The sequence below is a fragment of the Kribbella turkmenica genome (assembly GCF_004348725.1).
Classification (GTDB): domain Bacteria; phylum Actinomycetota; class Actinomycetes; order Propionibacteriales; family Kribbellaceae; genus Kribbella; species Kribbella turkmenica.
Genome location: NZ_SMKR01000003.1, coordinates 80,462 through 105,340, shown reverse-complemented (window position 1 = coordinate 105,340; position 24,879 = coordinate 80,462). Strand labels below are relative to the sequence as shown.

The window sequence follows — 24,879 nt, the reverse complement described above, 5'->3', positions numbered from 1 at the left end:
TGTCCGCAACCTGATCCGCCAACGACTCCTCGATCACCCGCGCCAGCGCCGGATCGTCCTGCACATAACTCGGCACCAGAAACTTCACCACCTGCGACGCCGGCAACACCGCATACGGCGCCCCGTCGTCGCCCGTCACGATCAGCCCCGGCAACCGCCTCGACGCCAACAACTCCACCGCCGTCAACGCATCGTCGCCCAGCCCGACCACCGGGTACTCCTCGGCCATCTGCTCTCCGTGCACACCACCACCGTACGCCCCGCCGGGGCCCGAACACGCGCTGACGGCATGCACCACTGACGGGCACGAGACCTCCCGGGTCGTCACCAGACCGCCTGCACTCCGGACGAGTACAGGCGTGCCGACCAGACTTCCCGGCGCTCCAGGCTTCACCCTCTCCTATCCACCACGTCACGAGCAACCGAACCCCGGGAGCCGGCGACTTGCGCGCCGATTGAACAGCGGTTTAGTCTTTGAACGTGCGTTCAATGCGGATCGGCGAATCCCCGGCTGCCGGCGGCGGCGCGGCGACGGCCGAGCGGATCCGGGACGCGGCGATCGTGCGGTTCGGCCGGGACGGGTTCTCGGCCGGTCTGCGCGCGGTGGCCGCGGATGCGCGGGTGACCGCCGGGCTGGTGGTTCACCACTTCGGGTCGAAGGACGGTCTTCGGCGGGCGTGCGACGCGTACGTGCTGGAGGTGATCCGCTCGGAGAAGATGAAGGCGGTCACCGGAAGTGCGTCCGGGATGATCGCCCAGCTCGCGGAGGTCGAGGAGTACGCGCCGCTCGCCCTGTACGCGATGCGCAGCATGCAGTCCGGTGGTGAGCTCGCGACCGCGTTCGTGGAGCAGATGTGCCGCGACGCCGAGCAGTACCTGGCGGCGGGCGTCGAGGCCGGGAAGATCAAGCCGAGTCGTGACCCGGCCGGCCGCGCTCGCTACCTCACGTACCAGGGCATGGGTGCGTTGCTGCTGTGGATGTCCCTGCGGAACGGGTCGGTGGAGGTCGAGGACTTCCGGACCGAGCTGCGCCGGCTGTCGGACGAGATCACGTTGCCCGCGCTCGAACTCTTCACCGACGGGCTGTTCGTCGACCGTTCCCTGCTGGACGACTACCTGATGTACGTCTGCGATCCGCCGGCCGGTCCCGCCCAGCCGTAGTACGCCCCGACACGGCGTCGTCGACCGACGCCCCCGGACGACACATCACGCCGGGCTCCGTCCCGGATCACTCTGAAAGGTTCAGCGATGACCGCTGCCCTGGAGATCTCACAGCTCCACAAGTCCTTCGGACAGGTGAAGGCCCTCGACGGGCTCGACCTGTCCGTCCCGTCCGGCCAGGTGGCCGGCTTCCTCGGCCCGAACGGTGCCGGCAAGTCCACCACCATCCGGATCCTGCTCGGCCTGCTCCGCGCCGACGCCGGGGACGTCTCCGTCCTCGGCCGGCACCCCTGGATCAACGCGGTCGAACTGCACCGCCGGCTCGCCTACGTCCCCGGCGACGTGAGCCTGTGGCCCAACCTGACCGGCGGCGAGGCGATCGACCTCCTCAACCGCCTTCGCGGTGGCGCCGACAGGACCCGCAGGGCCGAGCTGCTCGAGCGGTTCGAGCTCGACCCCACCAAGAAGGGTCGCACCTACAGCAAGGGCAACCGGCAGAAGGTCGCCCTGGTGGCAGCCCTCGCCGCCGACGTCGAGCTGCTCGTGCTCGACGAGCCGACCTCCGGCCTCGACCCGCTGATGGAGACCGTCTTCCAGGACTGCATCGCCGAGGCGAAGCGGGCCGGGCGCTCGGTGCTCCTGTCCAGCCACATCCTCGCCGAGGTCGAGAAACTCTGCGACACCGTCACGATCATCCGCAACGGTCGCACGGTCCAGTCCGGCACCCTGGCCGAGCTGCGGCACCTGACCCGGACGACGATCACCGCGACCGTCGACCGCGACCCGGCCGGGCTCGCGAACCTGGTCGGCGTGCACGAACTGCGGTCCGCCGACGGCGCGGTCACGTTCGACGTCGACGCCGACCAGCTGCCTGCAGTGATCCAGTCGCTCGGGCACCTCGGCGTACGCACCCTGCACAGTGCTCCCCCGTCGCTGGAGCAGCTCTTCCTGCGCCAATACGGCGACGAGCTGGTCGGCGCCGAGTCATGAGCGACCGCGAAAGCCTCACCGCCACCGGCACCCTGGTCCGGTTCGCACTCCGCCGCGACCGGGTCAAGCTGCCGATCTGGATCGTTGCCATCGGCCTCGGCATGCTCTACGCCGTCAGCGCCCTCCCTACCGTCTACTCCACCCCGGCCGAACGCCAGGTCCGCGCCGAACTGATGGACTCCCCCGCCGCGACCATGATGTCCGGCCCCGGCTACGGCCTCGACAACTACACCCTCGGCGCCATGATCACCAACGAGATGGTCCTGTACCTGGCCATCCCCGCGGCGATGATGAGCATCTTCTTGATCACCCGCCACACCCGGGCCGAGGAGGAGACCGGGCGCGCCGAGCTGATCCGCTCGACCGTCGTCGGGCGGCACGCCGCCACCACGGCCGCGCTCCTGGTCGCCGTGATCGCCAACGCCGGCGTCGCGCTGCTGACCGCGCTCGCCATGCTCACCGGTGACCTGTCGGCAGCGGACTCGTTCGCCGTCGGCGTCGGCATCGGCCTCACCGGACTCGCGTTCGCCGGTGTCGCCACCGTCACCGCCCAGCTCACCGAACACTCTCGCGCGGCCTCGAGCCTCGCCATGGCGGTCGTCGGCGCGGCCTTCCTCCTCCGCGCCATCGGCGACGTCTCCCAACCAGGAGGAAACGTCCTGTCATGGCTCTCACCGCTGGCCTGGGTCCAGCAGGCTCGGCCGTTCGTCGACCTGCGCTGGTGGCCACTGCTGCTGTGCATCGGAGTCCTGGCCGTAACCGTTGCCCTCGGCTACTTCCTGTCCGTACGGCGTGACGTCGGCGCCGGCCTGGTCCCGCCGAAGCTCGGCCGCGCCGACGCGGCACCGTCGTTGTCGAGCCCGCTCGGACTCGCGGCGCGCCAGCAACGTCCCGCGCTGGCCGGCTGGGCCGCCGGCCTGTTCGTCTTCGCCGTACCGAGTGGATCGCTCAGCGACTCGGTCACCGAAGCCGTCGCGAACAACCCACGGATGGGCGAGATCTTCACCGCCAACGGACAGGACCCGGTCGACGCGTTCTACGCCACCATGGCCCTGTTCCTCGCCCTGCTCGTCGGCGCCTTCGCCGTCACCTCGGTCCTGCGGCTCCGCTCCGAGGAACGCACCGGCCACACCGAGGCCGCACTCGCGACCTCCGTCAGCCGGCCACGCTGGTACTTCTCCTGGCTCGGATTCACCGCCCTCGCCTCCGCCGGCCTCCTGCTCATCAGCGGACTCGGCGTCGGCATCGGAGCCGCCACCGGCAACGCCGGTCCCGGCACCATCGCCGAGGTGACGATCGGGACGCTGGCCTACCTGCCGGCCGTCCTGGTGGTAGCAGGTTTCACCGCGGCACTGTTCGGAGTGCGCCCAGCCCTGTCCACCCTGGCCTGGATCGTCGTCGCATACGCCGTGTTCTTCGGCATGTTCGGCGCGCTTCTGGAGTTGCCCGGCTGGGTCACCGACCTGTCCCCGTTCGCCCACACCACCGCGTTGCCACTCGCGGACCTTCCGGTCGCGCCACTCGTCGTACTCGCCGTCCTGGCAACAATCCTCGCCCTCGCCGGGGGTACCGGATTCCGGCGACGGGACATCGAGTCCACCTGACCGGCCGTCGTCCGGCTCACTCCCTTGCCGCCCGCGTTGAGACTTGTTGCGGATCGACGCGGCAGCGGATCGAGTGGTGGATCGGGGCTCTGCGGCACGTCGGTCATCCTTCGACTGGCGTGCCGCGGCTCCCGTCGTCGGTTCGCGGAGGTGCGTGGGGTCGTCGAGGGTGTGGACGAACTGTTCCGGGAAGGTCCAGTCGAACTGGACGGCGACGAGGCGGACAAGTGTGGCACCACGACGCAGACGACGTCAGCGATCGGGACAGCGTGCCGAATTCGGCGAGCAGGATGAGGACTCCGGTTCCGGTCCCGCTGCGACGGCGTAGAGGTGCCCACGTGCAGGAGGGAGAACGGCAGGCTCGGCATGACATCGCGCAGCACTCCACCACCGATGGCTCCTATGACGGGGCGTGCAGGGTACGGCGGATGCCGTCATTCGACGCACGGCCGAAGTTGTGCCCGAACAGGTCCAGCACTGCCCGGAACAGGTTCACCGGCAGATGATCGGAACTCGCGACCACCACTCCCCACATCTAGCGCCGCAAGCCTCGCTATCTGTAGTGTGAAGTGACACTCTTCATTTCGAGACAGGGAGGCAGGCATGCGAAGTCGAGTCGGAGGAGTCGCGACGCGAGTCGCGCTGGTCGTCATGGGTGCGTTCACCGCGGTGCCGGTGCTGGCGCTGTTCCAGCCGGAGCAACTGGAAAGTTACGGGATCGTCGATCCCGAGCCGATGGTACTCACTCTGCTGCAGCATCGCGGCGTCTCCAGCTGCTGGCGGGTGCTGCGCTGGTGTGGGCCGCATTCCGGCGCGATGTACGGCTTCCGATCGCGGCGGGTGTGATCGTGTCGAAGAGTGTCGCGCTGGCGCTGACGTTCTCGCGTCCGGAAGCACAAGCACAGGCCAGCACCTTGATCCAAAGCTTCGACCTGGCCTGCATCGCCCTCCTGACCGCGATCATTGCGAGCTCGGTCGCGGGTTCACGCTCCACTGTTCGGAGCTCGGCAGTGAACGCGGAAGGCACACCGTGAACCCGTCAGCTGGCGAAGCTGCTCGGCGTCGCCGGGTGCGCAGGCTGGTGCTGATCATTGCCACCGTCCTTCTCGTCCTACCATCGCTTGCCCTCGGCATTCTCCTCACCGCGGTGTCGCCACCCGTCGACGACTTCCAGCCGCGGACCTGGAGTCCAGAACCTGGCCTCCAGATCGCGAACGAGCTGCGATCCCCCGCTCAGGTCGTGCCGATCACGACCGAATCGCCGTACGGTCCGGAGGACATCGCCGTGGACGATGCCGGTGTGGTGTACACGGGCGATCGGAACGGGATCATCCGCAGGGTTCGTCCGGACGGATCGACCGAGCGCTTCGCGGTGGTGGGTGGGCGTCCACTCGGACTGGCGTTCGACGCGCGGCAGAACCTGATCGTGGCGAACCACGGCGAGGGTCTGCAATCGGTCGCCCCCGACGGCACCGTGACCCTGCTGGCAGACCGGGCCGCCGGCGAGCCGATCCGCTTCGCCAACGACCTGGTCATCGGTTCGGACGGGGTCGTGTGGTTCACCGACTCGAGCTCGCGGTACAACACCACGGTTCTCGGCGACGTTCCGTCGTACCTGATGCCCGATCTCGTCGACGGGCGCGCGTCCGGCCGACTGCTGCGCTACGACCTCGCCAACGGCGAGATCACGCAGGTTCTCGACGGGCTCTACTTTCCGAACGGCGTCGCTCTCACGGATGACGAAGACGCAGTGTGGATCGCCGAGTCCACCCGCTATCGCATCCTGCGGCACACGCTCGCCGACGGTTTGACCACTGTGATCGTCGAGGACCTGCCTGGTGTCCCGGACGGCCTGAACTCCGGCACCGACGGCTCGATGCTTGTCGCGCTGTACGACCGGTCCGGCGCCCTCGACTCGCTCGTGCTGCCCACGGCGCTCGGGCGCCAACTGATGATCCGGTTGCCGAACTCGCTCTTCGTGAACGAGGACGATCCGCTCACCGGGAGCATACTCGTGCTCGACTCCACCGGCCGCCCGCAACACCTGCACACCGGCCTCGACCCTGCGGCAACGAATGTCGTACCGCACAATGAACGGTGGTATCTCGGCGCGCTGCTCGGGCAGCCCGTTCGTTCGATGACAGTGAAGCGAGGCTGAGCGTTACGTATAGTCACACTCAGCACTGGTCGATAAGAGAAGCGAGGCCTCCGGTATGCGGATGACGGAACTCAGTCAGCGTTCCGGGGTGCCGATCCCGACGATCCGCTACTACATCCGGGAAGGCTTGCTGCCGTCGGGCCAGTTCACCAGCCCGAACCAGGCGACGTACGACGACTCGCACGTCCGTCGCCTCGCGCTGATCCGCGCGATGGTCGAAGTGGGCGAGATGTCGATCGCGGCCGTCGGCAAACTCTTCCGTCACCTGGAGACGAAGGGCGGCGACGAGTTCGTCACCCTGGGGCTGGTGCAGTACTCACTGACGCGCGAGCTGTCCCCATCCGATGACTCAGACGCCGTCACGCGGGTACGGGACCTGCTCGACCAACTCGGCTGGCGAGTGAACGACCACAACCCCGCCCGATCGGTCCTCGCCACAACGGTCGAGACCCTCGACCGACTCGGATACGACGACCTGCTCGGGCTGCTCGACCGGTACGCAGCGGCCGCGCACGAACTCGCCGAGGCCGAGGTGGACCTCATGCTGGCCAGGGAAGGCCTCGACAACCGAGCCGGAGCCGTCGTCGTGACCGGAGTCCTGGGCGACGCGATGCTCAGTGCCCTCCGACGACTGGCCCAGGAAGACGTCACCGCCCGTACGCTCCGGCCCACGAAGACCACCAAGACAAGGTCCACCAGTCCACGCCGGAAGGCGGCGAAGTAGAACCTGGTTCCCACCACCCGGCCTTTCCCGCGACGGGGTCGAGTGCGCTGACGCCCCGCCGTCGATCACTGTGCGGAGCCGGTCAAGGGATAGCGGTCGCAAGCGACGTCGAGGACGAGTGCGGCGATCTCTTCCAGGCCGATCCGGCCGACCAGCAAGTGCGCGGAACCGAGCTGTGGCTGCAAGGCCTGCGTTGTGGAGGGCGTCCGGCACTCCCACTGTTCCCGACAACCTGCGGACCATCTCAGTGGCTATCAGGCCTGGCAGTACGGCGTTGACGCGGATTCCCTGCGGGTCATAGTCGAGGGCCACGGCCTGCATCAGTCCGACGAGCGACATGTCTGCTGGCCCCGTACGCCGAATACCCGGCGCGGACCGCCGTCGCCCGGCACCGTACCGGCCGAGATCGCCCGGCTCAGCAACCGCGAGATCGCGCACCAACCGATCGTTTCCCGAAGGCACGGTGGAGACCCACATCTCCAGCATCTCGGCCAGCTCGACCTGCGCGACCGAACTCACCTGGCTGCCTTCGTCCACCGAACTCTCGCCGACCACACGCAAGACGGAATCAGTCGCGAACGGACTCAGTGGGCCTGCGCCGCCCTTTCACGGCTACATGGCGGTGGTGCCGTCGTCAGCTCCGGCGGCGGTTGAACAGGTGCCTCAGCGGTGTCGTTCAGGAGGTGTGAGGCCGACGGTGTGGAGGATGGTGCCTTCGATGTCCCGGAGGCGGACCGTCAGGTGTCGCGTGTCCCCGTCGACGGCCACCTCACCGAAGTACTGGTAGCCGAAGGCCGGATTGTTGACGTCGGTGGAGGGTGCTCCTTGGGCGAAGACGACCTCGGGTCCGAAGGTCGGGTCCACCAGGTTCGGCCGCGGTCCGATTCCGACTGCCGCGTTGAGCGGCCCGGAGACGAATTCCCAGAACGGGTCGAAGTCGGTGAACTTGGCTCGTGACGGGTCGTAATGGTGGGCCGCGGTGTAGTGCACGTCGCCGGTGACCCACACCATCCCGGTGATGCGGTTGCGCTTGGCGTGGGCGAGCAGCTCGGCGATCTCGAGTTCGCGGCCCAGCGGCGTACCAGGGTCGCCCTGGGCGATGGCCTCGACGGCGGCGCCGTCCGGGACGACGAGGCTGATCGGCAGGTCGGCCGCGAGGACCTTCCAGGTAGCCCGCGAGGCCTTCAGTTCACGCTTGAGCCACTCGAGCTGCTGCCGGCCGAACACGCCGCCATCACTGACGGTCTCGAGGCCGGTGGTGTTGGCGTCCTTGAACGAACGCATGTCGACCACGAACACGTCCAGGACTTCGCCGTACCTGATCACCCGGTACACCCGGCCCTCGTCGTCGCTGCGCGTGCTGGTGGGCAGGTACTCGTGGAACGCGCGTCGTGCCCGTGCGGCCAGTACGTCGACCCGCTTCTCGGTGTACCGGCTGTCGTCCAGGATCTCTCCCGGGTACCAGTTGTTGGTGACCTCGTGGTCGTCCCAGGAGTTGATCTGCGGGACCTCGGCGTTGAACCGGCGGAGGTTGTCGTCGAGCAGGTTGTAGCGATAGTTGCCGCGGTACTCGGCGAGCGTCTCGGCGACCTTCGACTTCTCCGGCGTCACGAGGTTGCGCCAGACCGTGCCGTCGGACAGCGGCTTCTCCGCGGGCAGCACGCCGTCGGCGTAGATCAGGTCACCGGAGCAGATGAAGAAGTCCGGCGCCAGCCGGCGCATGGCGTCGAAGATCCGGTAACCCCCGCGGGCCGGGTCGATGCCCCATCCCTGGCCGGCCAGGTCGGCCGACCACAGGAACCGGATGTCGGCCGATCCGGTCGGGGCCGTCCGCAGCCGGCCGTACTCCGGCGCGCCGGTCAGCCGGTCGTCGCCGAGATCCGCGACGACGACGCGGTAGAACACGTCCTGACCGGCGGGCAGCCCGCGAAGCAACGTCTTGCCGGTGAAGTCGGTGCTCGCATCCAGGACCGGACCGGCCACCCGCCGTACCTGTCGGAACGTCTCGGTCGGACTGACCTCGACCACCATCCGCGCAGGCCGGTCGGCCCGCGCCCAGACGACAGCCTTCGAGGCGGACACGTCACCTGACTGGATCCCGTGGGTGATCGCCGGCCGCCCCGACCGCACCAAGGACGGGGCTCCGGATGCCAGCGGGGACGGCAGAAGCAGCGCGGCACCGGCGGCCGCTCCGCCCAGCAGCACAGTACGACGGCCCGGCCGGCGGACAGCAGACGACGCAGAAGCAGAAGGGCCGGAATCCCGCGGATCGGACATGAACACTCCCGAGGCAGACGAAAGGACACCCCTGGTCTAACCACGACGAGCCACGGCCGAGTGAAGCCGATACGAACGTCACCGGAAGTCAGAGCGCACACAGGCCCCGGGCGACGCGGCCACCGGCAGGCCCCGCGCACTCGGGCTAGCTCGTCAGCAATCGAGACGCGCAGGACGGTCAGCTTCGGACCGGGCTGCTCCAGACAGTGTCGGGCCCGGCTCTCCGAGACCCCACAGCGTCGAGGTGTCAGAGCGAGCAGCGGGTCCGCGGGCCAGTGATGGCGGACGTGATGCCACGGGTCTGCGCGTCGGCGAACGGCCAGTTTCCGTCCGCGATTCCTAACGTCGAACCGCAACACCCCGACCCGATGTAGTTGCCCGGCGCTACATCCTTGCGTCGCCCTGGGCGGAATTCAGCTTCTCGGAGCGGAAGACGTTCAGCCGATTGAGACGCACGAGGTGGCCGGCTCGAGTGCCTCCAGCGCACAGCGCGGCGACGAGGTAGGGCGGCCCCGATGACTCGTCGCCCTCAGATGGCTCGTTGTGCCGCGAACGCCTGAACCTGCAGGTCAACGTGAGGATCCTCTCTGCACAGCCCCGGGCGACACACCGCCTCGTCGGCCGGGCGCAAGGCCTTCTAGGTTTGCCAGGTTGCTGAGGAAGGGGGCTCATCATCCGGGAGAGCCTGGGCGCTACGGCTGACTGGCTGGGGCCGCTTGGAGAGTTCCCAATGCTGCGGCAGCCGCCTCGAAGAGATCGAGACCGACGGCATCGGGGGCGAGGATGGCGGTTTGCGTCAGACCGTGCAGGAGCGCCTGGAGTGCTATGGCTAGTCGGCCGGCTTCCTCTACCGACGTCGGTCTGGTGCCTTCGTCACCTCGGACTCTGTCGGTGAGAAGCTTGGCGAGGTGATCGCCAACCGAGCGGCGTGCCGCCAGTAGTCGGCTGTGGATGTCGGCGTCGCTCTGCGCGAGTTCGAACAGCACCAGTTCGTAGTTGAACCTCTGCGGTGCCGCGGGATGTGTGGCCATGGAGTAGAAGGCCCGCGCGCAGCCCCGGAGAACGTCATCGAGTTCGAGAGCCGGGTCCTCGACGTGCTGAAGGCTGTCCTGCACATCGGCGACGATCTCGTCGAAGACGGCGACCAGCAAAGCCTGTTTGCTGCCGAAGATCGAGTAGACGGCACCGGTCGTCAGACCGGCGTGGGTCACGATCGCGTCCAGGTGGCAGCGAGCCCCGTCCCGGAGGATCAGTTCACGCGCGGCCTCGATGAGCGCGACCCGATTCCGTTCGCGCGACTCCGCACGCTTGCCCATCGGCTACCCCCACTCGTCGGCCAATTTCTCCAACCTCTAGACAAGAGCATAACTGACTTACTACCGTAATCGAATTCCGTAATCGGATTATGCTTACGCAGGTGCGAGGAGAAGCCCATGGGCGGCGTTCAGGACCTACTCGACGATGTGATGACCCGGCACAGGGTCGTAGGCGCCTCGGCCTGTGTGTTGACAGATCAAGGCGCCGTGACAGCCACTAGCGGTTTTGCGCGGCTGGATGACCAGGAGCAGGTATCGGAGCGCACCTGTTTTGCATGGGGTTCGACGGCGAAGCTGCTCACCGCGTTCATGGTTGCCCAGCTGGTGGCAGAAGGACTCATCGCGCTTGACGACCGATTGTCCGATCAGGTGCCCTGGTTCGCGAAGGCTGGTCCTACCGCTGGCGACATGACGATCCGCCAGTTGCTCTCTCACACCTCTGGTCTTGCAGACGATTTCCGGCCGCTTGCGGGGCAGGAGGAGTTGGCGACGATGGTCGCCCAGGCCGAGCCGGTAGCGGCGCCCGGTGAGCGGTTCTCCTACTCCAACGTCGGCTACGTGCTGCTAGGGCACCTCATCGAAGTGACGACCGGGATGACCTGGGAGAGCAACCTTGCACGCAGGCTGCTCGTTCCGTCGGGACTTTCAGTCGTGAGAACGCCCGTAGCCCAAGCGAGTGGTCTTGCGGCTGAACATCGCCTCGACCAGCACGGCGGCACAGTCATCTGTGATTCGTGGCCGCGCGTCGGTAGCGGCTTCGCGGCGGCGGGCAGCACGTTGTGCGGCTCGGCCGCCGATCTGGCAAGGCTGGCTCGCGTCTGTCTGACCGGGACGGACTGGCCGCAGGCCCGGCGGTTGCTTCCCGCCGAACTCGCGATGGAGCTTCAGACCGAGTACGCCACCGTGCCGGGACTCGGATTGTTCGAGTCCGGTTGGGGCCTCGGCTGGGCGATCGAGGCTGGGGATCCGCGCTCCGCCTCGGCTCATCGACTGGTGGGACACAGAGGAGGTACGTCGGCTTTGGTACATGCGGATCCGGCGACCGCAATGGTCGTCGCAGTCCTGACCAATACCGCAGGAGGAGAACTGTTGGGCCGAGAGTTGGCTGGCGGCCTGTTCGGTGGACCGAAGCCGCCAGCTCTGAACGGAGCTCCTCTCGGGTCCGAGTCGCGACTCGATCGATATGTGGGTGACTACCGGTGCCCCGCATTCGACCTGCCGGTACGGCGGATCGACGGCGGATTGGAAATCGCCAACCCGCTGACAGGCAGATCCGTGGCGTTGAGCCATCTAGCCGACGACGTGTTCTGGGCTGATTTCGGAGAGCTCCGGACGACCGTGGCCTTTCTCGACAAGGGTGGCGACGGACGGCCGACACGGGTTCACGCCGCTCTGCGGTTGCTCGCACGCGACACGAGCCGAACCAGCCGGGAGGCCGGCGGTCGCAAAGACGTGCCCGTGGTGGCATCGCGGTCTGACCTGCACATCGTGTCTGGTGAGCCGCTCCGCCACGTCACGCCGTCAGCGCCGAAGGTCAGGTGACCACGATGCTGCGCTTCTTGGCCCGTCGTCTGACGGGTTCGGCCGTCGCCCTGCTGGTGTCCAGCTTCGGGGTGTTCGGTGCGATGTATCTGGCGCCCGGGGATCCGGTGTCGTTCCTGATCGGCAATCGTGGATCGACACCGGAGTTGCGGGCAGCGTTGCGATCGCAGTACCGGTTGGACGATCCGTTCCTCGAGCGCTACTGGCGGTGGCTCGGTTCTGCGGTCCAGGGGCAGTTCGGCGAGTCCCTGCTGCAGCGCCAGAGTGTGTCCGGGCTGATATCGGCTCGCCTTGCGACGACCGCCTGGCTGGTCGCGCTGGCCTTCATCGTGGCGGTTGCAGTGGGAGTGTGTGTCGGCGTGGCGGCCGGGCGTTGGCCACGTCGCCTGCTCGACGACGCGGTGAGCGTCGCAGTGAGTGCATCGATTGCGACGCCGGCTTTCGTGTCAGCGGTGCTCCTCATCTCACTGTTCGCCGTCGGCACAGGGTGGTTCCCGGTCTTCGGCAGCGGCAGCGGCTCGGTCGTGGGCCGACTGCATCACCTCGCACTGCCGGCCGTATCGCTGGCGATCGGCTGGTGGGCACTGATCGCCCAGACGACACGAGCATCCATCCGTTCCGAACTCGGCAAGGAGCACGTCGAGACCGCCCTCGCCCGCGGGCTCTCGTCAGGCCAGGTGTTCCGCCGGCATGTCCTGCGCAACGCGCTGATCCCGATCAGCACCTCCGGCGGCCTCACCCTTGCGGGGCTGATCGCGGGTACCGCAATCGTCGAGACCGCCTTCCAGCTCGACGGGGTCGGCGGGCTACTGATCTCCGCAGTCTCCGGTCGCGACTTCCCGGTCGTCCAGGCGGTCGTCCTCCTTCTCGTCGTCGCTTTCGCACTGGTGAATACGGCCGTCGATGTTCTGTACACGGTGCTGGATCCACGGGTTCGTCTGGGAAGTGCGGCATGACGGCGATGGTTCTGCCCGGGGTTCGGCCAACGCACAAGGCGGGGCGTGCGAGCGCGTTCGGACTGGCTGGCCGCCTGTCGGCCGCGGTCGTGATCATCTTCACCGTGGTGGCCTTGATCGGCCCGTGGGTCGCGCCTCACGACCCGCAAGCCGTTGATCTGAAAGCATCGTTCTGGGGACCCGATGCGGGGCATCTTCTTGGATACGATGCCGCGGGGCGCGATCTGCTGTCGCGGCTGCTGGCGGGCGCCCGAACGAGCTTCCTCGGGCCCCTGGTGATCGTCGGTTTTGCCACGCTGCTTGGTTCCTCGATCGCGGTCGCGGCCGCCTGGTACGGGCGCTGGCTGGACTCTGCGGTCGTCGCGGTGCTGGATGTGGCCCTGGCGTTCCCAGGGCTTCTGCTGGCGGTACTGACGGTTGCGATCGTTGGGCCGGGACTGCCGGCCGCGACGCTCGCGCTTGGCGTCGCGTACGTCCCACACATGGCCCGGTTGGTTCGCTCCGCCGCGCTGCGCGAGGTCGGCCGGGACTACGTGGATGCGCTCCGCGTGCAAGGGCTTCCGGCGGTTCGCATCGCGGTGCGACATGTGCTGCCGAACATCTGGCCGATCGTCATCGGCCAGGCTGCGCTCACCTTGGCGTGGGCGACCGTCGACCTGGCCGCATTGTCGTATCTCGGCCTCGGGGTGCAGCCACCGCAGCCGGACTGGGGCGTGATGGTCGCTGCCGGGCAGAGCGGCGTACTGCAGGGATATCCCGCGGAGTCGGTGGTCGCTGGGGTCTGCTTGGTGGTTGCTGCTGGTGCGTTCAACCTGCTCGGCCAGCGACTGCTGCGACGTTGCGAGGGGGCGCGCGCCCGATGACGCTGTTGAGTCTCAAGGCACTACGCGTGGTCCTGCCCGTCGGTGGAAGCGATCGGCAGGTCCTGCGTGGCGTCGATCTCGACATCGCCGAGGGAGAGAGCGTCGGACTGGTTGGTGAATCGGGATCGAGCAAGTCGATGACAGCGCGGGCGATCAGCCGGATGCTCCCACCGGGCGCTCGTGTCGACGGCAGGATCGAGTTCGACGGCTGCGACGTACTGGGCCTCGGCCGGAAGGAGCTGCGCACGTACCGAGCCCACGATGTGGCCACGGTTTTCCAGGATCCCAGGGCGGCGCTGAACCCGGTGAGAACGATCGGCGATTTCCTCTGTGAGGGGCTGCGCCTGACGATGGGCATGCCGACGGCCATGGCCAGGCGGCGTGCGGTCGACCTGCTTGCCGAGGTCGGGATCGATGACGGTGAGCGGCGGCTGAGGCAGTACCCCCACCAGCTCTCCGGAGGCTTGCTGCAGCGCGTCGTGATCGCGGCGGCACTTGCCGGGGAACCTCGACTGCTTCTTGCGGACGAGCCGACGACCGCACTGGACGTTTCGACGCAGGCCGAGATCGTCGCCATACTCGATCGGCTACGGCGCACCCGCGGCCTGGCCTTGCTGTTCATCAGCCACGACCTCGATCTCGCCGCTTCGATCTGTGATCGTACGGCGGTCATGTATGCCGGCGAGATCGTCGAGCTGCAAGCAAGCACCGAGCTCCACCGCGCACCGCGCCATCCCTACACGATCGGTCTGCTCGGAGCCCGGCCGGACATCGAACAGGCGCTGCCGCGCCTGCGTGCAATCCCGGGACAGCCACTTGCCGCATTCGAGGCACCTCCCGGGTGCGCCTTCGCCGACCGATGTGCTCACTGCGTCGCGGCTTGCCGGGCAGATCACCCGCGCCTCGAGCAACTATCCACTGCGCTCGTGCGGTGTCATCGCGCCGAGGCTCTGCAGACTCATTCTCCCGGGCTCGCGAAAGGAAAGGTGTCGTGAGACTGGTTGAAGTCGACAGGCTCAGCAAGTCATTCGGTGACCGCCTCGCCGTCACCGATGTCTCATTCACTCTCGAGGCTGGAACGACCCTGGCGATCGTCGGTGAGTCCGGTTCCGGGAAGACCACCATTGCCAGGATGCTGGCTGGCCTGGAAACCCCGACTGCCGGCCGGATCGCCGTCTGCGGCGACGATCGCTCCCGCCCTGCGCGCCGAGCCTCCGAACGGCGCGATCGTGCGCGGCAGTTGCAGATCGTCTTCCAGGATCCGTATTCCAGCCTCGACCCCCGGCAATCCCTCAGCACGTGTCTCGACGAGGTCCTCCGCCTGCACCACCCGGCGATGGACCGCGCAGCGCGAGCTGCCCGGGTGGCAGAGCTTGCAAGCCTGACCGGTCTCGATGGCCGGCAACAGTCCGCGTTGCCCAGGGAGCTCTCGGGAGGTCAGCGTCAGCGAGTCGCCATCGCGAGAGCGCTCGCGGCAGAACCAGCGGTCATGTTGCTCGACGAATCGGTCTCGGCTCTCGACGTGTCCGTCCAGGCGCAGATCCTCAATCTGCTGGCCGATATCCGTGCCGCGACCGGCGTCGGCTACATCCTGATCAGTCACGACCTCGCCGTGGTCCGCCAACTGAGCGATCGAAGCCTCGTCCTGCGGCACGGGCGCGTGGTCGAGCACGGACCGACCAGCGAGGTACTGGATCAGCCCACACATCCCTACACCCGACTGCTGCGCGACAGCGTGCCGCGCCCAGGCCGGCGTCCCGCGCGCCCGGCCAACAGCTAAGGACCGACGATGCGAACCACATTTCTCCGCCGAGGCAGACTCTGCCTTATCCTCGCCACGACAATTGCCCTGGCCTCCTGCGCTGGGAAGTCGCGCGATGGAGCCAGCGCCACTCCAGGTGGCCAGGCGACTCAATACACCCAACCGGCCAAGGCGACCGCGGCGATCGACCGCGTGACTTGGGCGCTCCGCAGCGAACCGACCACCCTGGACTCCGGTCGGGCGGTAGGCGGAGACAGTTGGAGTGTTCTCGCCAACGTCTGCGAGTCGCTCGTTTACCAGCAGCCCGACGGCCGAACCGTGCCGGCGCTGGCCGAATCGGTGAGCCGTCCCGACGACCGGACGTACGTCTTCACGCTTCGCCATGGAGTCCGGTTCTTTGACGGCAAGCTGGTCACCGCCGAAGACGTCGTGTTCAGCCTGAACCGCTCTCGCAACCCCGAGACAGGATCGTTCTTCGCCGGCTACACCGATCGCGTCAGCAGCATCGAAAAGACCGGAGCCGATCAGATCACGATCAAGCTGTCCAAGCCGGATGCGATCTTTTACCAGATGCTGTCCACCCCCCTCGGACACATACTGCAGAAGTCCTACACGCAGTCCCGCGGAACCGCCTACGGCACTGCGACCGGAGGCGTGATGTGCACCGGCGCATACCGCGTCGAGGACTGGCGCAAGGGCGACTCCATCACCCTGGAGCCCAATCCGGACTGGTGGAACCGCGCGAACCGCCCACAGCTCACCCAGCAAGCCAAGTTCGTGTTCCTGAGCGACGGTTCGACACTGACCTCGGCGCTCCTGAACGGTGACGTCGACGGCACCTTCTTTCCCGCCGCGACCGCCATCCCGCGGCTGAAGCAGTCCACCGACGGCACCGTGTACTTCGGGCCGTCTAGCCTCCTCCACTCCCTCGTCGTGGCACACTCCGGCGGCATCCTCGCAGATCCGAAGTTGCGACAAGCCGTCGCCGAGATCATCGACTACAAGGGCATTGTCCGAACCGCGTTCCAAAGTGCCGCCGAACCTCTTCGGGCGATCGCCCCTCCCGGCTCATGGGGTACTCAGCAGGCCGTCTACCGGCCGGCCTACGACGCACTCCGCCAGCCCGAGCAGGACCTCGACGGCGCGCGACGGCTCATCCTGGAATCCGGGGTTACCAACCCCGCGCTGACTCTGGCGGTCCCCGGCTGGTTGCCGGAGTACCGAACCTTCGGCGAGACCTTCCAAAGCGATGCCCGGAAGGCCGGCCTGACCGTCAAGCTCCAGCTGCTGCAGAAGGCCGACTTCCTGGCGCTGTTCGGTGACAAGTCCGCCCGCGCCAAGGTCGATCTCTTCTACACCGACTACTTCGCGTCTATCCCTGATCCCACGGAGCTCTACACCCAGCTCGGTACGGGCGGTGGGTCGATCAACTACAGCGGCTACCGCAATGCCGAGGTGACGCAGCTCCTCGAGCAGGCCCGCGCCACCGCGGATGACGCCCAGCGCGCCGAACTCACGGTGAAGGCGCAGGGGCTCATCATGAAGGATCGGCCGTGGATCCCGTTTGCCTCTCCGTACCAGCTGCTCTACCTCAACAAGCGCCTAGGCGGCGCCGTCAACAGGTCGCCGGCCTTTATGTACTGGCCGTGGCTGCCGGACGTGGGGAAGCGATGAACGCCACAGGCTGCGGCCACCGCGCCGACGGCCGGTGCCTCGGCTCTCGACCTCTATCGAGACGCGATCGTGGTGGATGCCGCGGCGCCACTGCTCCATGACGAATGGCGCCGCTACCGGACCCGTGGCGCGACGGCGGCCCTGGCGACGGTCGCAACATTCGAGGATTCCCCTTGCTCCGGCAGTTGCGAGGTGAGCCGTTTTCATCGTCGTGCGAGCATGCTCGGCAGGCCGTTCGCCCGGGAGTTCGTAGTCAGCAGAAGTCGTTGTAGACATGGCTATTTCAGTTCGGCGGAGGTTTCCCCAGGAGGGCGGCGGGCGACGATCAGTTGCTGGATCTGCTGGGTGCCTTCGAAGATGTCGAGGATCTCGGCGGTACATGCGCGGCGGATCGACCACGAGCTTGTATTGGCGCGCAAGGAGCTATTGCTCCAAACCGCCGCTACTGTCAGTCCCCGCTGTCTGCGCCGAACGCGCCAGGAACGTCGGCACGGCGTTTGATGTGACGTCGTCCAGCTTCGGACAGCATGCGCGTGCCGAGGCGGGAGCGGATTTCGAGAGATGCAGTGAGCAGCGCACCGAGCTGTTCGGATGCGGCGAGGGGAATCTGTCGCTCGCCCAGGTGGCCTCAGCCAGCGGGAGCAGCGAACGCTGCTGGCCCTGCTCGACTGAGCCGCGTGGCAGTTCAGGACACCAGCAACGCGGCGCCGCTGAGCAGCGTGACCGCGGCATCGCGCTGGTCGGTTGCGAGAGTCAGAACGTGGCCTGGCGCCGGGGGCTGAAGCTCGTACAGGTGGAGACCGGCTCCACCGCCGGCCTTGAACCTCGCCTCCTGGCTGGTCCATGCCACAACCTCTTCCATCGACCGGCCCTGGATCCGCTCGACGTCCACCCCGACCCGGCCGACACCAGCCAGGACCGCGACAACGACCACCGCGCCGCTGTGCGACACCGAAACGTCCACGTCTGCACCAGGAACAGTCGGGCGACCGTGCCACCCGCCACAGGCATCACAGGTACGGTCGACCGTCAAGTCCACCGGCGAAACACCGAGCTGCGCCCCCACGGCGCAGCGGAGCAGCGCCGCACCGAGCAGCATCCGGGCACGGTCCGCCTCGCCGGCACAACGACTGACGCGTCGAAGCTCCCGCTCGTCGAGAAGCTCGAGCAGCCCCACGTCCGCGCACGTCAGGTGAGCCACGTGCGCAACGATGCCGTGATGCGGCTGTGAGTGGACCGACATGAAATCTTAGGTTAGCCTAACCATCGTGCTCCCGCTGGACTTGAAGCGGGCTTCAGCCACGGTCCTCGTGTCCGCATCGGCCGACGCCCAGCGCGCTGCCCTCGTCGACGATGCCGGGGCGCTCAGCTACCAAGCGCTTTCCGAACAGATCGACGCTCTCGCCGCCGCACTGCCACCGGTCCAGACCGGACGTCGCCTGGTACATGTTCCGCTCACCGCCGAACGTCGGCTCGTGCTCGGCTACCTCGCCGTCCTGCGGGCCGGACATGTCGCCCTGGTCGCCCCGGCCGACCAGCTGTCGATCACCGATGCCTACCCGCCGGACCTGTGGCTGCGCGGCGACGGCACATTCGATGGAGACAGCGAGGCGCGGCATCTCCTGCACCCGGATCTCGCGCTGCTGCTCAGCACCTCGGGCAGCACCGGATCGCCGAAGCTCGTCCGCCTCAGCCACACCAATGTGATCAGCAACGCGGACGCGATCGCAGCGGCCCTCTCGATTACGCCGATCGACCGAGCAGTCACCTCGCTCCCGCTGCACTACTGCTTCGGCCTGTCGGTCCTGCACGCCCAGCTGCGCGCCGGAGCGACCACGGTGCTATGGCACGGTTCGATCACCGAGCCGGCGTTCGGCGCGGAGCTGCGGACCCAGCAGGTCACGCTCTTGCCGGCTACCCCGCATGTTGCGGATCTTCTCGATGTGCAGGGACATCTGGACGATCTGCCGTCACTGCGGCTGCTCGCCCAGGCCGGCGGTGCGCTACCGCCCTCCCGTGTGCGGGAGCTGGCCGAGCGTGGCGAGCGGGACGGCTGGGGCCTGGCGGTGATGTACGGACAGACCGAAGCCACCGCCCGTATGGCCGTGCTGCCGCCGGAACTCGCCATTCACTACCCCGACGCGGTCGGCTGGCCGATCGCCGGCTCAGCCTTCCGGCTCGACACCGCAGCGATCGATCAACCCGCCGATGCCGAACCGGTCGGCGAGCTCGTCTTCACCGGTCCCGGAGTGATGCTCGGGTACGCCGAACACCCCGACGACCTCGCGCTGGGCCGGATGCACACCGAGCTTCGCACCGGCGACCTGGCCCGCATCGACGACGACGGCCTCGTCCGGATCGTCGGACGCCGCTCCGACCACGTGAAGATCATGGGTATCCGGATCGACCTCGGGCAGGTCGAGCGAACGATGCGCGACAACGGTATACCTTGCTGCGTCACCGGCACCGACGAACAGCTGCAGATCACCTTCGTACGCCGGGCTTCGGACCCTCACGCGGTGCAGCGGCAAGCGGCGGCCGCGGCCGGTCTGGGCGTCTCCGTCGTCTCCGTTCGCGAGATCGCCGCCCTGCCGCTGCTGCCCAACGGCAAGGTCGACCGGCGAGGCTGCGCTGCCCTCCACGGCGCCGACAAGTCCGGCCGGACTGACCAGCTCGCCGACTCGCTGGCTGCGGTCACCCAACTGCTCGCGCCCCTGGTCGGCCGCCGTGACATCGATCTGGACCGGTCGTTCGCCGAGCTCGGCGGTGACTCGTTCAACCACGTCAAGGCCTCCCTCGGTCTCACCCGGCTGGCCGGCACCTTGCCTGCCGATTGGCACCACCGACCCGTCCGCGAACTCGTCGCCCTGGCAGTGCGCCACCGCCCGCGACGCCGCGCGCTCATCCAGCCCGTGGAGATGTCGGTGATCCTGCGCGGCCTGGCCGTCGTGACGATCTGCGGCAGCCACGTTGGTCTGTTCCGGCTGGCCGGCGGAGCTCACATCCTGCTCGCGGTCGGCGGGTTCCTGTTCGCGCGCTACGTCCTCGCTGCGCAAGCAACGGCGGACCGCGTCCGACGTACCGCCAGGATCGTGATCGCCGTAGCGGTGCCGGCGATGATCGTCGCCGCCGTCATGGTGTTCGGATTCGGCTCGATCCACTGGTCGAACCTGGCGCTGGTGCACTGGTTGGTCCGGCCACAGGACATCAACATCTTCTGGTTCGTCGAAGCACTGCTGATGTTCTCGATCGTGGCGACCGCCCTGCTCGCGATCCCACGGTTCAGGGTTGCGTACGCCGCCGACCCGTGGCGAACAACCATGGCGACTCTGGCGCTGTCGCTGGCGCCGCGCTACCTCGTGCCCGCGCTGGTCGACGGGCCGGTCCGAGGGCTGCCGGGCACCGTCGCCTGGCTGTACGTCGCCGGGATCGCGATGGCGGTCGCGGACACCCGGCGGCGCGCCCTCGCCACTGGCCTGGTCGCGGCCGCGGCGGCGATCGGGTTCTTCCCCGCGTGGGAGCGCAACCTGATCATCATGGGCGGACTCGTGCTCCTCGCGGTTCTCCCGACCGTGCCCGTACCGGTCCTGCTCGTCCGCCCGCTCGGCATCCTGGCCGCCGCGTCGTTGCATGTGTATCTGGTGCAGTTCCAGGTGTTCGCGTTGTTCGACGGCCCGATCACCGAGTTCGCCGCTTCGCTCGCCCTTGGCCTCGCGTTCTGTGCCGTCAGTACCGCGGTCGTACGCCGGCTGCCGCTGCCCGCTCCGACCGTCGGCACCCCGATCAGGCCTCGCATCACCGCGACACGCCTCCTCAGAAAGGATCGACCATGCGTCGACGTACGTTTTTGACCGGCCTCGGAGCACTCGGCACCGCGACCCTCGTGGGATGCGGTTCGAAGTCCGAGGACAAGTACGTCGCCGACCCCGGCGCGCTGCAGGTCTACTCCTCCCAGCACGAGAACCTGACCAAGGCGTGGGCCGAGGCGTTCACCAAAGAAACCGGCATCAAGGTCCAGATCCGCAAGGGCGGCGACTCCTCGATGGGTCACCAGATCGTCGCCGAAGGGGCAGAATCACCCGCCGACGTCTTCCTCACCGAGAACAGTCCGGCGATGACCCTGGTCGAACGGAACCAGCTGCTCGCACCGCTCGAGGACGCCACCCGCAACCAGGTGCCCGCTCATCTGACCCCGTCGTCGAAGGCCTGGACCGCGATCGCCGCGCGGTCCACCGTGCTGGTCTACAACCCGGCGAAGCTGCCGGCAACCGACCTCCCGAAGTCGCTCATGAACCTGGCCGGCCCCGACTGGAAGGACCGCTGGGGCTGCGCACCCGGCGGCGCGGACTTCCAGGCGATCGTGGCCGGCATGCTCGCTGGGCAAGGCGAGCAGAAGACGAAGGACTGGCTGAAAGGCCTCAAGTCGAACGCGCGCGCTCTACAGAACAACATCGCCACGATGAAGTCGGTCAACGCAGGCGAGATCCCGTGCGGCGTGATCTACCACTACTACTGGTACCGCGACCAGGTCGGCACCAAGGAAGGCAGCGGCAACACCAAGCTGCACTACTTCCGCAACCGAGACCCCGGCGCCTTCGTCTCGCTGTCCGGTGGCGCCGTACTCGCCGGCGCGAAGAAGCCCGCCGAGGCTCGCAAGTTCCTCCAGTACATCACCAGCAAGGCCGGCCAGAAGGTCCTCGTCGACTCCCAGTCGATGGAGTACGCCGTCGGCGTCGGCGTACCGTCCGCACCCGAACTACCGCCACTCGCCACGCTGCAGGCACCGCCGGTCGACCCGTTCACTCTCAACTCCGACCAAGTCGCTACTTTGATGACCGATGCCGGCATTCTCTAACGTGCCCGTCAGGTACGACGAGCCACTCGCTGACGCGCCGGCAATCGCCGGACGGCGAACCGCGCGGACACCTCGACTCGTCGTGATCGCGGCCGTTGTGGTCGCCGCCGTGCTGGTTGCCCCGCTGATCGTCGTCTTCGGCCAGGCCATGTCAGCGGGAACCGCCGAGGCGTCGAGGTTGCTCCTCCGGCCCAGAACGGTTGAGCTGCTACGCAACACCCTGCTGCTGGTGGCGATCACCGTTCCGGTGACTGTGCTGCTTGGGTGCGGCGCGGCGTGGCTTGTCGAACGGACCTCGATTCCGTACGTGGGCATCTGGCGGGGCTTACTCCTGATGCCACTCGCGATCCCGGCCTTCGTGAGCAGCTACGCCTGGACGTCGGTCCTACCGTCGGTTCAGGGCCTCGGGGGCGCAGTCTTCATCACCGCGCTGGCCTACTACCCGTTCGTCTTCCTGCCGGTCGCCGCCCTGCTGCGCGCGCTCGACCAGGACCAGCTCGACTCCGCGCGGTCCCTCGGCTCGTCAGGCTGGGACACCGTACGTCGCGTCGTACTGCCACAGCTGCGGCCCGCGATCGCCGGCGGCGCGCTGCTGGTGGCGCTGCACCTGCTTGCCGAGTTCGGCGTACTGCAGATGATGCGCTATCCGACCTTCACCACGTCGATCCTGCAACAGTTCGCCGTCGGCTTCAGCAACGCCGCCGGCAGCCTCCTCGCGGCGGTGCTCGCCGTGCTGTGTCTCGGATTTCTGGCCGTCGAGATCCTGTTCCGCGGAAAGTCCAGGATCGCTCGCCTCGGCCCGGGAACCCGTCGCCGGCCCGTCGCGCATCGGCTCGGGGCCTGGACCGTACCCGCGATCCTCGGACTCGCCGTCCTCGTCGCGCTGGCAGTGATGGTTCCCGCCGCGATCGTCGCGCGGTGGCTGGCACGGGCCGTCGCCACCCAAGCTGTCGATGTCGGGCCGTTGCTGGCAGCAACTGGCTCGAGTGTGGGGCTCGCGGTGCTGGCCGGACTGGTCACGACCGTCGCCGCGCTGCCCGGAGCCTGGCTGCTGCACCGGTACCCGTCCCGAGCGGCAGTTGTCCTCGAACGCGTGACGTACATTTCCAGCGCGCTACCAGGTGTGGTGATCGGCCTCGCGTTGGTGACCCTGGCGGTGCAGTGGGCCCGGCCCGTTTACCAGACCGCGGCGCTCGCCGTGGCGGCGTACAGCATCCTGTTCCTGCCGCGCGCCATGGTGTCCTGGCGATCCGGCCTCGCAGCGGCACCGACCGAGCTGATCGAGGCTTCACGTTCGCTCGGAGTGTCCGGCTCGGCCACCTTCGCCCGCGTCGTTCTCCCGCTCGTCCTGCCGTCGGCGCTCACCGGATTCGTCCTCACGTTCCTGGCCACCGTCACCGAACTCACCGCAACCCTCCTGCTCGCCCCGACCGGCACCGAGACCCTCGCCACCGCGTTCTGGTCGGCCAGCGACGAGCTGGACTATGTCGCCAGTGCGCCGTACGCAGCGGGGATGATCGCACTCTCCGTTCCACTCACCGTGTTGCTGCGCCGGCAGATCCTGGACCAGCGATGACCAGCGCGGGCATCGTCATCAGCGAACTGACAGTCGGGTACGGCGGTCCGCCCGTACTCGACCAGGTCGGCCTGCGCGTGCGACCTGGTGGAACCACCGCCGTGCTCGGACCCTCCGGCAGCGGCAAGACCACCCTGCTCCGGGCACTCGCCGGATTCGTCCGGCCGACAGGCGGCCGGATCGAGGTCGACGGCAAGGTCCTCACCAGCGGACAGACGATGATCGCCCCTGAGCGGCGCGGAATCGGATATGTCCGCCAGGACGGCGCGCTGTTTCCGCATCTCGATGTCACCGGCAACGTTCTGTTCGGACTCCCCCGTGCCGAACGCCGCCGAGCGACCCAAGTCGCACCCCTCCTCGAACTCGTTGGTCTCTCCCCCGACCTCGCACGCCGCCGCCCTGACCAGCTGTCCGGCGGACAGCAACAGCGCGTCGCCCTCGCCCGGGCGCTGGCACGCGAGCCTGCCGTCGTGCTGCTCGACGAACCGTTCTCCTCCCTCGATACCGCCCTCCGCGCCGCCACCCGCGAAGCAACCCTCACCGCCCTCGCCGAACGTGGGGCCACGACGATCCTCGTGACCCACGACCAAGCCGAGGCACTCTCGTTCGCCGACCAGGTAGCGGTCATGTTCGACGGCAAGTTCGTCCAGATCGGCAGCCCTGCCGACGTGTACGGCAGCCCTGCCACGCCTCAGGTCGGCAGCTTCCTCGGCGACACCATGCTGCTGCCCGGCCAAGGCGCCGGACCGATCGTCGACTGCGAACTCGGCACCCTCACCCTCGCCGAACCCGCAACCGGCGACGTCCTGGTCATGATCCGGCCCGAACAACTGGTCCTCGAGGAACCATCGACCGCCCTGACCGCACGAGTCGTCTCCGTCGCCTACCACGGACCGGACGCGATCGTCCGCCTCAGTCTGTCCAACAGCACCAGTCGTCTCGTCGCCCGCGTTCCTGGCCACCGCGTCCCGCAGCCGGACGACCTCGTCGGCCTGGCCGTCCCCCACGCGGTCCTCGCGTTCCCAAGTCATCGCAGGCCCGCAGACGGTACCGAGGGCGCACCTACGGGTCCAGATTGGCGAAATGGGCGCGTAGGAACGGCTTCTGCGGGATCAGATTCGTAACGAATTCACCGCGTCGCAGCAGTACGTGGCAGTGGCTGTCTGGTTCGACGAGCAGGACCTGCCGCGGCCGGCCGATCAGACCGACCAGGCTCGAGCAGCAGATGGTGGTCGAACCTGACCGGCACCCGCGCGACCCGGGATCACGAGGGCGAGGTGTCGTTCCTCGTCGGCGGGCAGGCGATCCGGCTCCGGCCGGGCACACCGGGCCCCGTGGATCCGTGAGCGTGTGCCTGAGATCGCCGACGCCTCGATCCACGAACTGTACGAACGCGCCGAGCAGCTGCACACCGTCCACGG

Annotated in this window: 20 protein-coding genes and 2 pseudogenes; 17 read left to right on the top strand and 5 right to left on the bottom strand. The window is 67.8% G+C overall.

Annotation, left to right across the window (positions count from 1 at the left end; translation table 11 throughout):
• Positions 1–229 (bottom strand): annotated as a pseudogene (locus tag E1218_RS01525) (CBS domain-containing protein); the annotation flags it as partial.
• A 260-nt stretch (positions 230–489) separates the two neighbouring features.
• Here E1218_RS01525 and E1218_RS01520 point away from each other — a divergent pair.
• The 7 genes from E1218_RS01520 (at position 490) to E1218_RS36925 (ending at position 6,637) form a co-directional block, all read left to right on the top strand.
• Entirely contained in the window at positions 490–1,161 is a 672-nt protein-coding gene (locus tag E1218_RS01520; RefSeq protein ID WP_132315407.1) for a TetR/AcrR family transcriptional regulator, read from the top strand.
• Positions 1,162–1,248: 87 nt separating this feature from the next.
• Positions 1,249–2,151 (top strand): ABC transporter ATP-binding protein, encoded by a 903-nt coding sequence (locus E1218_RS01515; RefSeq protein ID WP_132315385.1) that lies wholly within the window; start codon positions 1,249–1,251, stop codon positions 2,149–2,151.
• Complete coding sequence (locus E1218_RS01510) at positions 2,148–3,755, top strand: ABC transporter permease (RefSeq protein WP_132315383.1); 1,608 nt, start codon at positions 2,148–2,150, stop codon at positions 3,753–3,755. Before E1218_RS01515 ends, E1218_RS01510 begins: the two co-directional genes overlap by 4 nt.
• A gap of 603 nt (positions 3,756–4,358) precedes the next feature.
• Complete coding sequence (locus E1218_RS01505; protein WP_132315381.1) at positions 4,359–4,601, top strand: hypothetical protein; 243 nt, start codon at positions 4,359–4,361, stop codon at positions 4,599–4,601.
• Between the two features lie 2 nt (positions 4,602–4,603).
• The gene (locus E1218_RS35860; protein ID WP_165949078.1) at positions 4,604–4,789 is read left to right on the top strand and encodes a hypothetical protein; all 186 of its coding nucleotides are present in this window, start codon (positions 4,604–4,606) and stop codon (positions 4,787–4,789) included.
• Positions 4,790–4,824: 35 nt separating this feature from the next.
• On the top strand, positions 4,825–5,913 hold the full coding sequence (locus E1218_RS01500; protein WP_165949077.1) for an SMP-30/gluconolactonase/LRE family protein: 1,089 nt from the start codon (positions 4,825–4,827) through the stop codon (positions 5,911–5,913).
• Positions 5,914–5,974: 61 nt separating this feature from the next.
• Positions 5,975–6,637: a MerR family transcriptional regulator gene (locus E1218_RS36925; protein WP_233711925.1), complete on the top strand. Its 663-nt coding sequence runs from the start codon at positions 5,975–5,977 to the stop codon at positions 6,635–6,637.
• Between the two features lie 261 nt (positions 6,638–6,898).
• On the opposite strand, the pseudogene E1218_RS36920 reads toward E1218_RS36925, so the two are convergent.
• The 3 genes and pseudogenes from E1218_RS36920 to E1218_RS01480 form a co-directional block, all read right to left on the bottom strand.
• Positions 6,899–6,958, bottom strand: a pseudogene (locus E1218_RS36920) (hypothetical protein); the annotation flags it as partial.
• 342 nt (positions 6,959–7,300) lie between these two features.
• Positions 7,301–8,914, bottom strand: coding sequence for an alkaline phosphatase D family protein (locus E1218_RS01485; RefSeq protein ID WP_132315375.1), 1,614 nt, complete (start codon positions 8,912–8,914; stop codon positions 7,301–7,303).
• 692 nt (positions 8,915–9,606) lie between these two features.
• Positions 9,607–10,230: a TetR/AcrR family transcriptional regulator gene (locus E1218_RS01480; protein ID WP_132315373.1), complete on the bottom strand. Its 624-nt coding sequence runs from the start codon at positions 10,228–10,230 to the stop codon at positions 9,607–9,609.
• A gap of 117 nt (positions 10,231–10,347) precedes the next feature.
• On the opposite strand from E1218_RS01480, the gene E1218_RS01475 reads away from it, so the two are divergent.
• The 6 genes from E1218_RS01475 to E1218_RS01450 are packed head-to-tail and all read left to right on the top strand — an operon-like array spanning position 10,348 to position 17,027.
• On the top strand, positions 10,348–11,772 hold the full coding sequence (locus tag E1218_RS01475) for a serine hydrolase (protein ID WP_132315371.1): 1,425 nt from the start codon (positions 10,348–10,350) through the stop codon (positions 11,770–11,772).
• A 5-nt stretch (positions 11,773–11,777) separates the two neighbouring features.
• Positions 11,778–12,728 (top strand): ABC transporter permease, encoded by a 951-nt coding sequence (locus E1218_RS01470; RefSeq protein WP_132315369.1) that lies wholly within the window; start codon positions 11,778–11,780, stop codon positions 12,726–12,728.
• The gene (locus E1218_RS01465) at positions 12,725–13,591 is read left to right on the top strand and encodes an ABC transporter permease (protein WP_202865703.1); all 867 of its coding nucleotides are present in this window, start codon (positions 12,725–12,727) and stop codon (positions 13,589–13,591) included. Before E1218_RS01470 ends, E1218_RS01465 begins: the two co-directional genes overlap by 4 nt.
• On the top strand, positions 13,588–14,586 hold the full coding sequence (locus E1218_RS01460) for an ABC transporter ATP-binding protein (RefSeq protein ID WP_132315367.1): 999 nt from the start codon (positions 13,588–13,590) through the stop codon (positions 14,584–14,586). The genes E1218_RS01465 and E1218_RS01460 overlap by 4 nt, the downstream gene beginning before the upstream one ends.
• On the top strand, positions 14,523–15,371 hold the full coding sequence (locus E1218_RS01455) for an ABC transporter ATP-binding protein (RefSeq protein ID WP_233711924.1): 849 nt from the start codon (positions 14,523–14,525) through the stop codon (positions 15,369–15,371). The genes E1218_RS01460 and E1218_RS01455 overlap by 64 nt, the downstream gene beginning before the upstream one ends.
• Positions 15,372–15,380: 9 nt before the next feature.
• Positions 15,381–17,027 (top strand): ABC transporter substrate-binding protein, encoded by a 1,647-nt coding sequence (locus tag E1218_RS01450; protein ID WP_132315363.1) that lies wholly within the window; start codon positions 15,381–15,383, stop codon positions 17,025–17,027.
• A 685-nt stretch (positions 17,028–17,712) separates the two neighbouring features.
• Here E1218_RS01450 and E1218_RS01445 read toward each other — a convergent pair.
• Positions 17,713–18,228 carry a 4'-phosphopantetheinyl transferase family protein gene (locus tag E1218_RS01445; RefSeq protein WP_132315361.1) on the bottom strand — a complete coding sequence of 172 codons (516 nt, stop codon included), beginning with the start codon at positions 18,226–18,228 and terminating at the stop codon, positions 17,713–17,715.
• A 67-nt stretch (positions 18,229–18,295) separates the two neighbouring features.
• Between E1218_RS01445 and E1218_RS01440 the strand changes: the two genes are divergently transcribed.
• Genes E1218_RS01440 through E1218_RS01425 form a run of 4 tightly spaced genes read left to right on the top strand, consistent with a single transcriptional unit; the run spans position 18,296 to position 24,582 of the window.
• Positions 18,296–20,878 (top strand): AMP-binding protein, encoded by a 2,583-nt coding sequence (locus tag E1218_RS01440; RefSeq protein ID WP_132315359.1) that lies wholly within the window; start codon positions 18,296–18,298, stop codon positions 20,876–20,878.
• Positions 20,857–21,882, top strand: coding sequence for an iron ABC transporter substrate-binding protein (locus E1218_RS01435; RefSeq protein ID WP_132315357.1), 1,026 nt, complete (start codon positions 20,857–20,859; stop codon positions 21,880–21,882). Before E1218_RS01440 ends, E1218_RS01435 begins: the two co-directional genes overlap by 22 nt.
• On the top strand, positions 21,866–23,458 hold the full coding sequence (locus tag E1218_RS01430) for an ABC transporter permease (RefSeq protein WP_132315355.1): 1,593 nt from the start codon (positions 21,866–21,868) through the stop codon (positions 23,456–23,458). Before E1218_RS01435 ends, E1218_RS01430 begins: the two co-directional genes overlap by 17 nt.
• The gene (locus E1218_RS01425) at positions 23,455–24,582 is read left to right on the top strand and encodes an ABC transporter ATP-binding protein (RefSeq protein ID WP_132315353.1); all 1,128 of its coding nucleotides are present in this window, start codon (positions 23,455–23,457) and stop codon (positions 24,580–24,582) included. The genes E1218_RS01430 and E1218_RS01425 overlap by 4 nt, the downstream gene beginning before the upstream one ends.
• Positions 24,583–24,879: the final 297 nt, after the last annotated feature.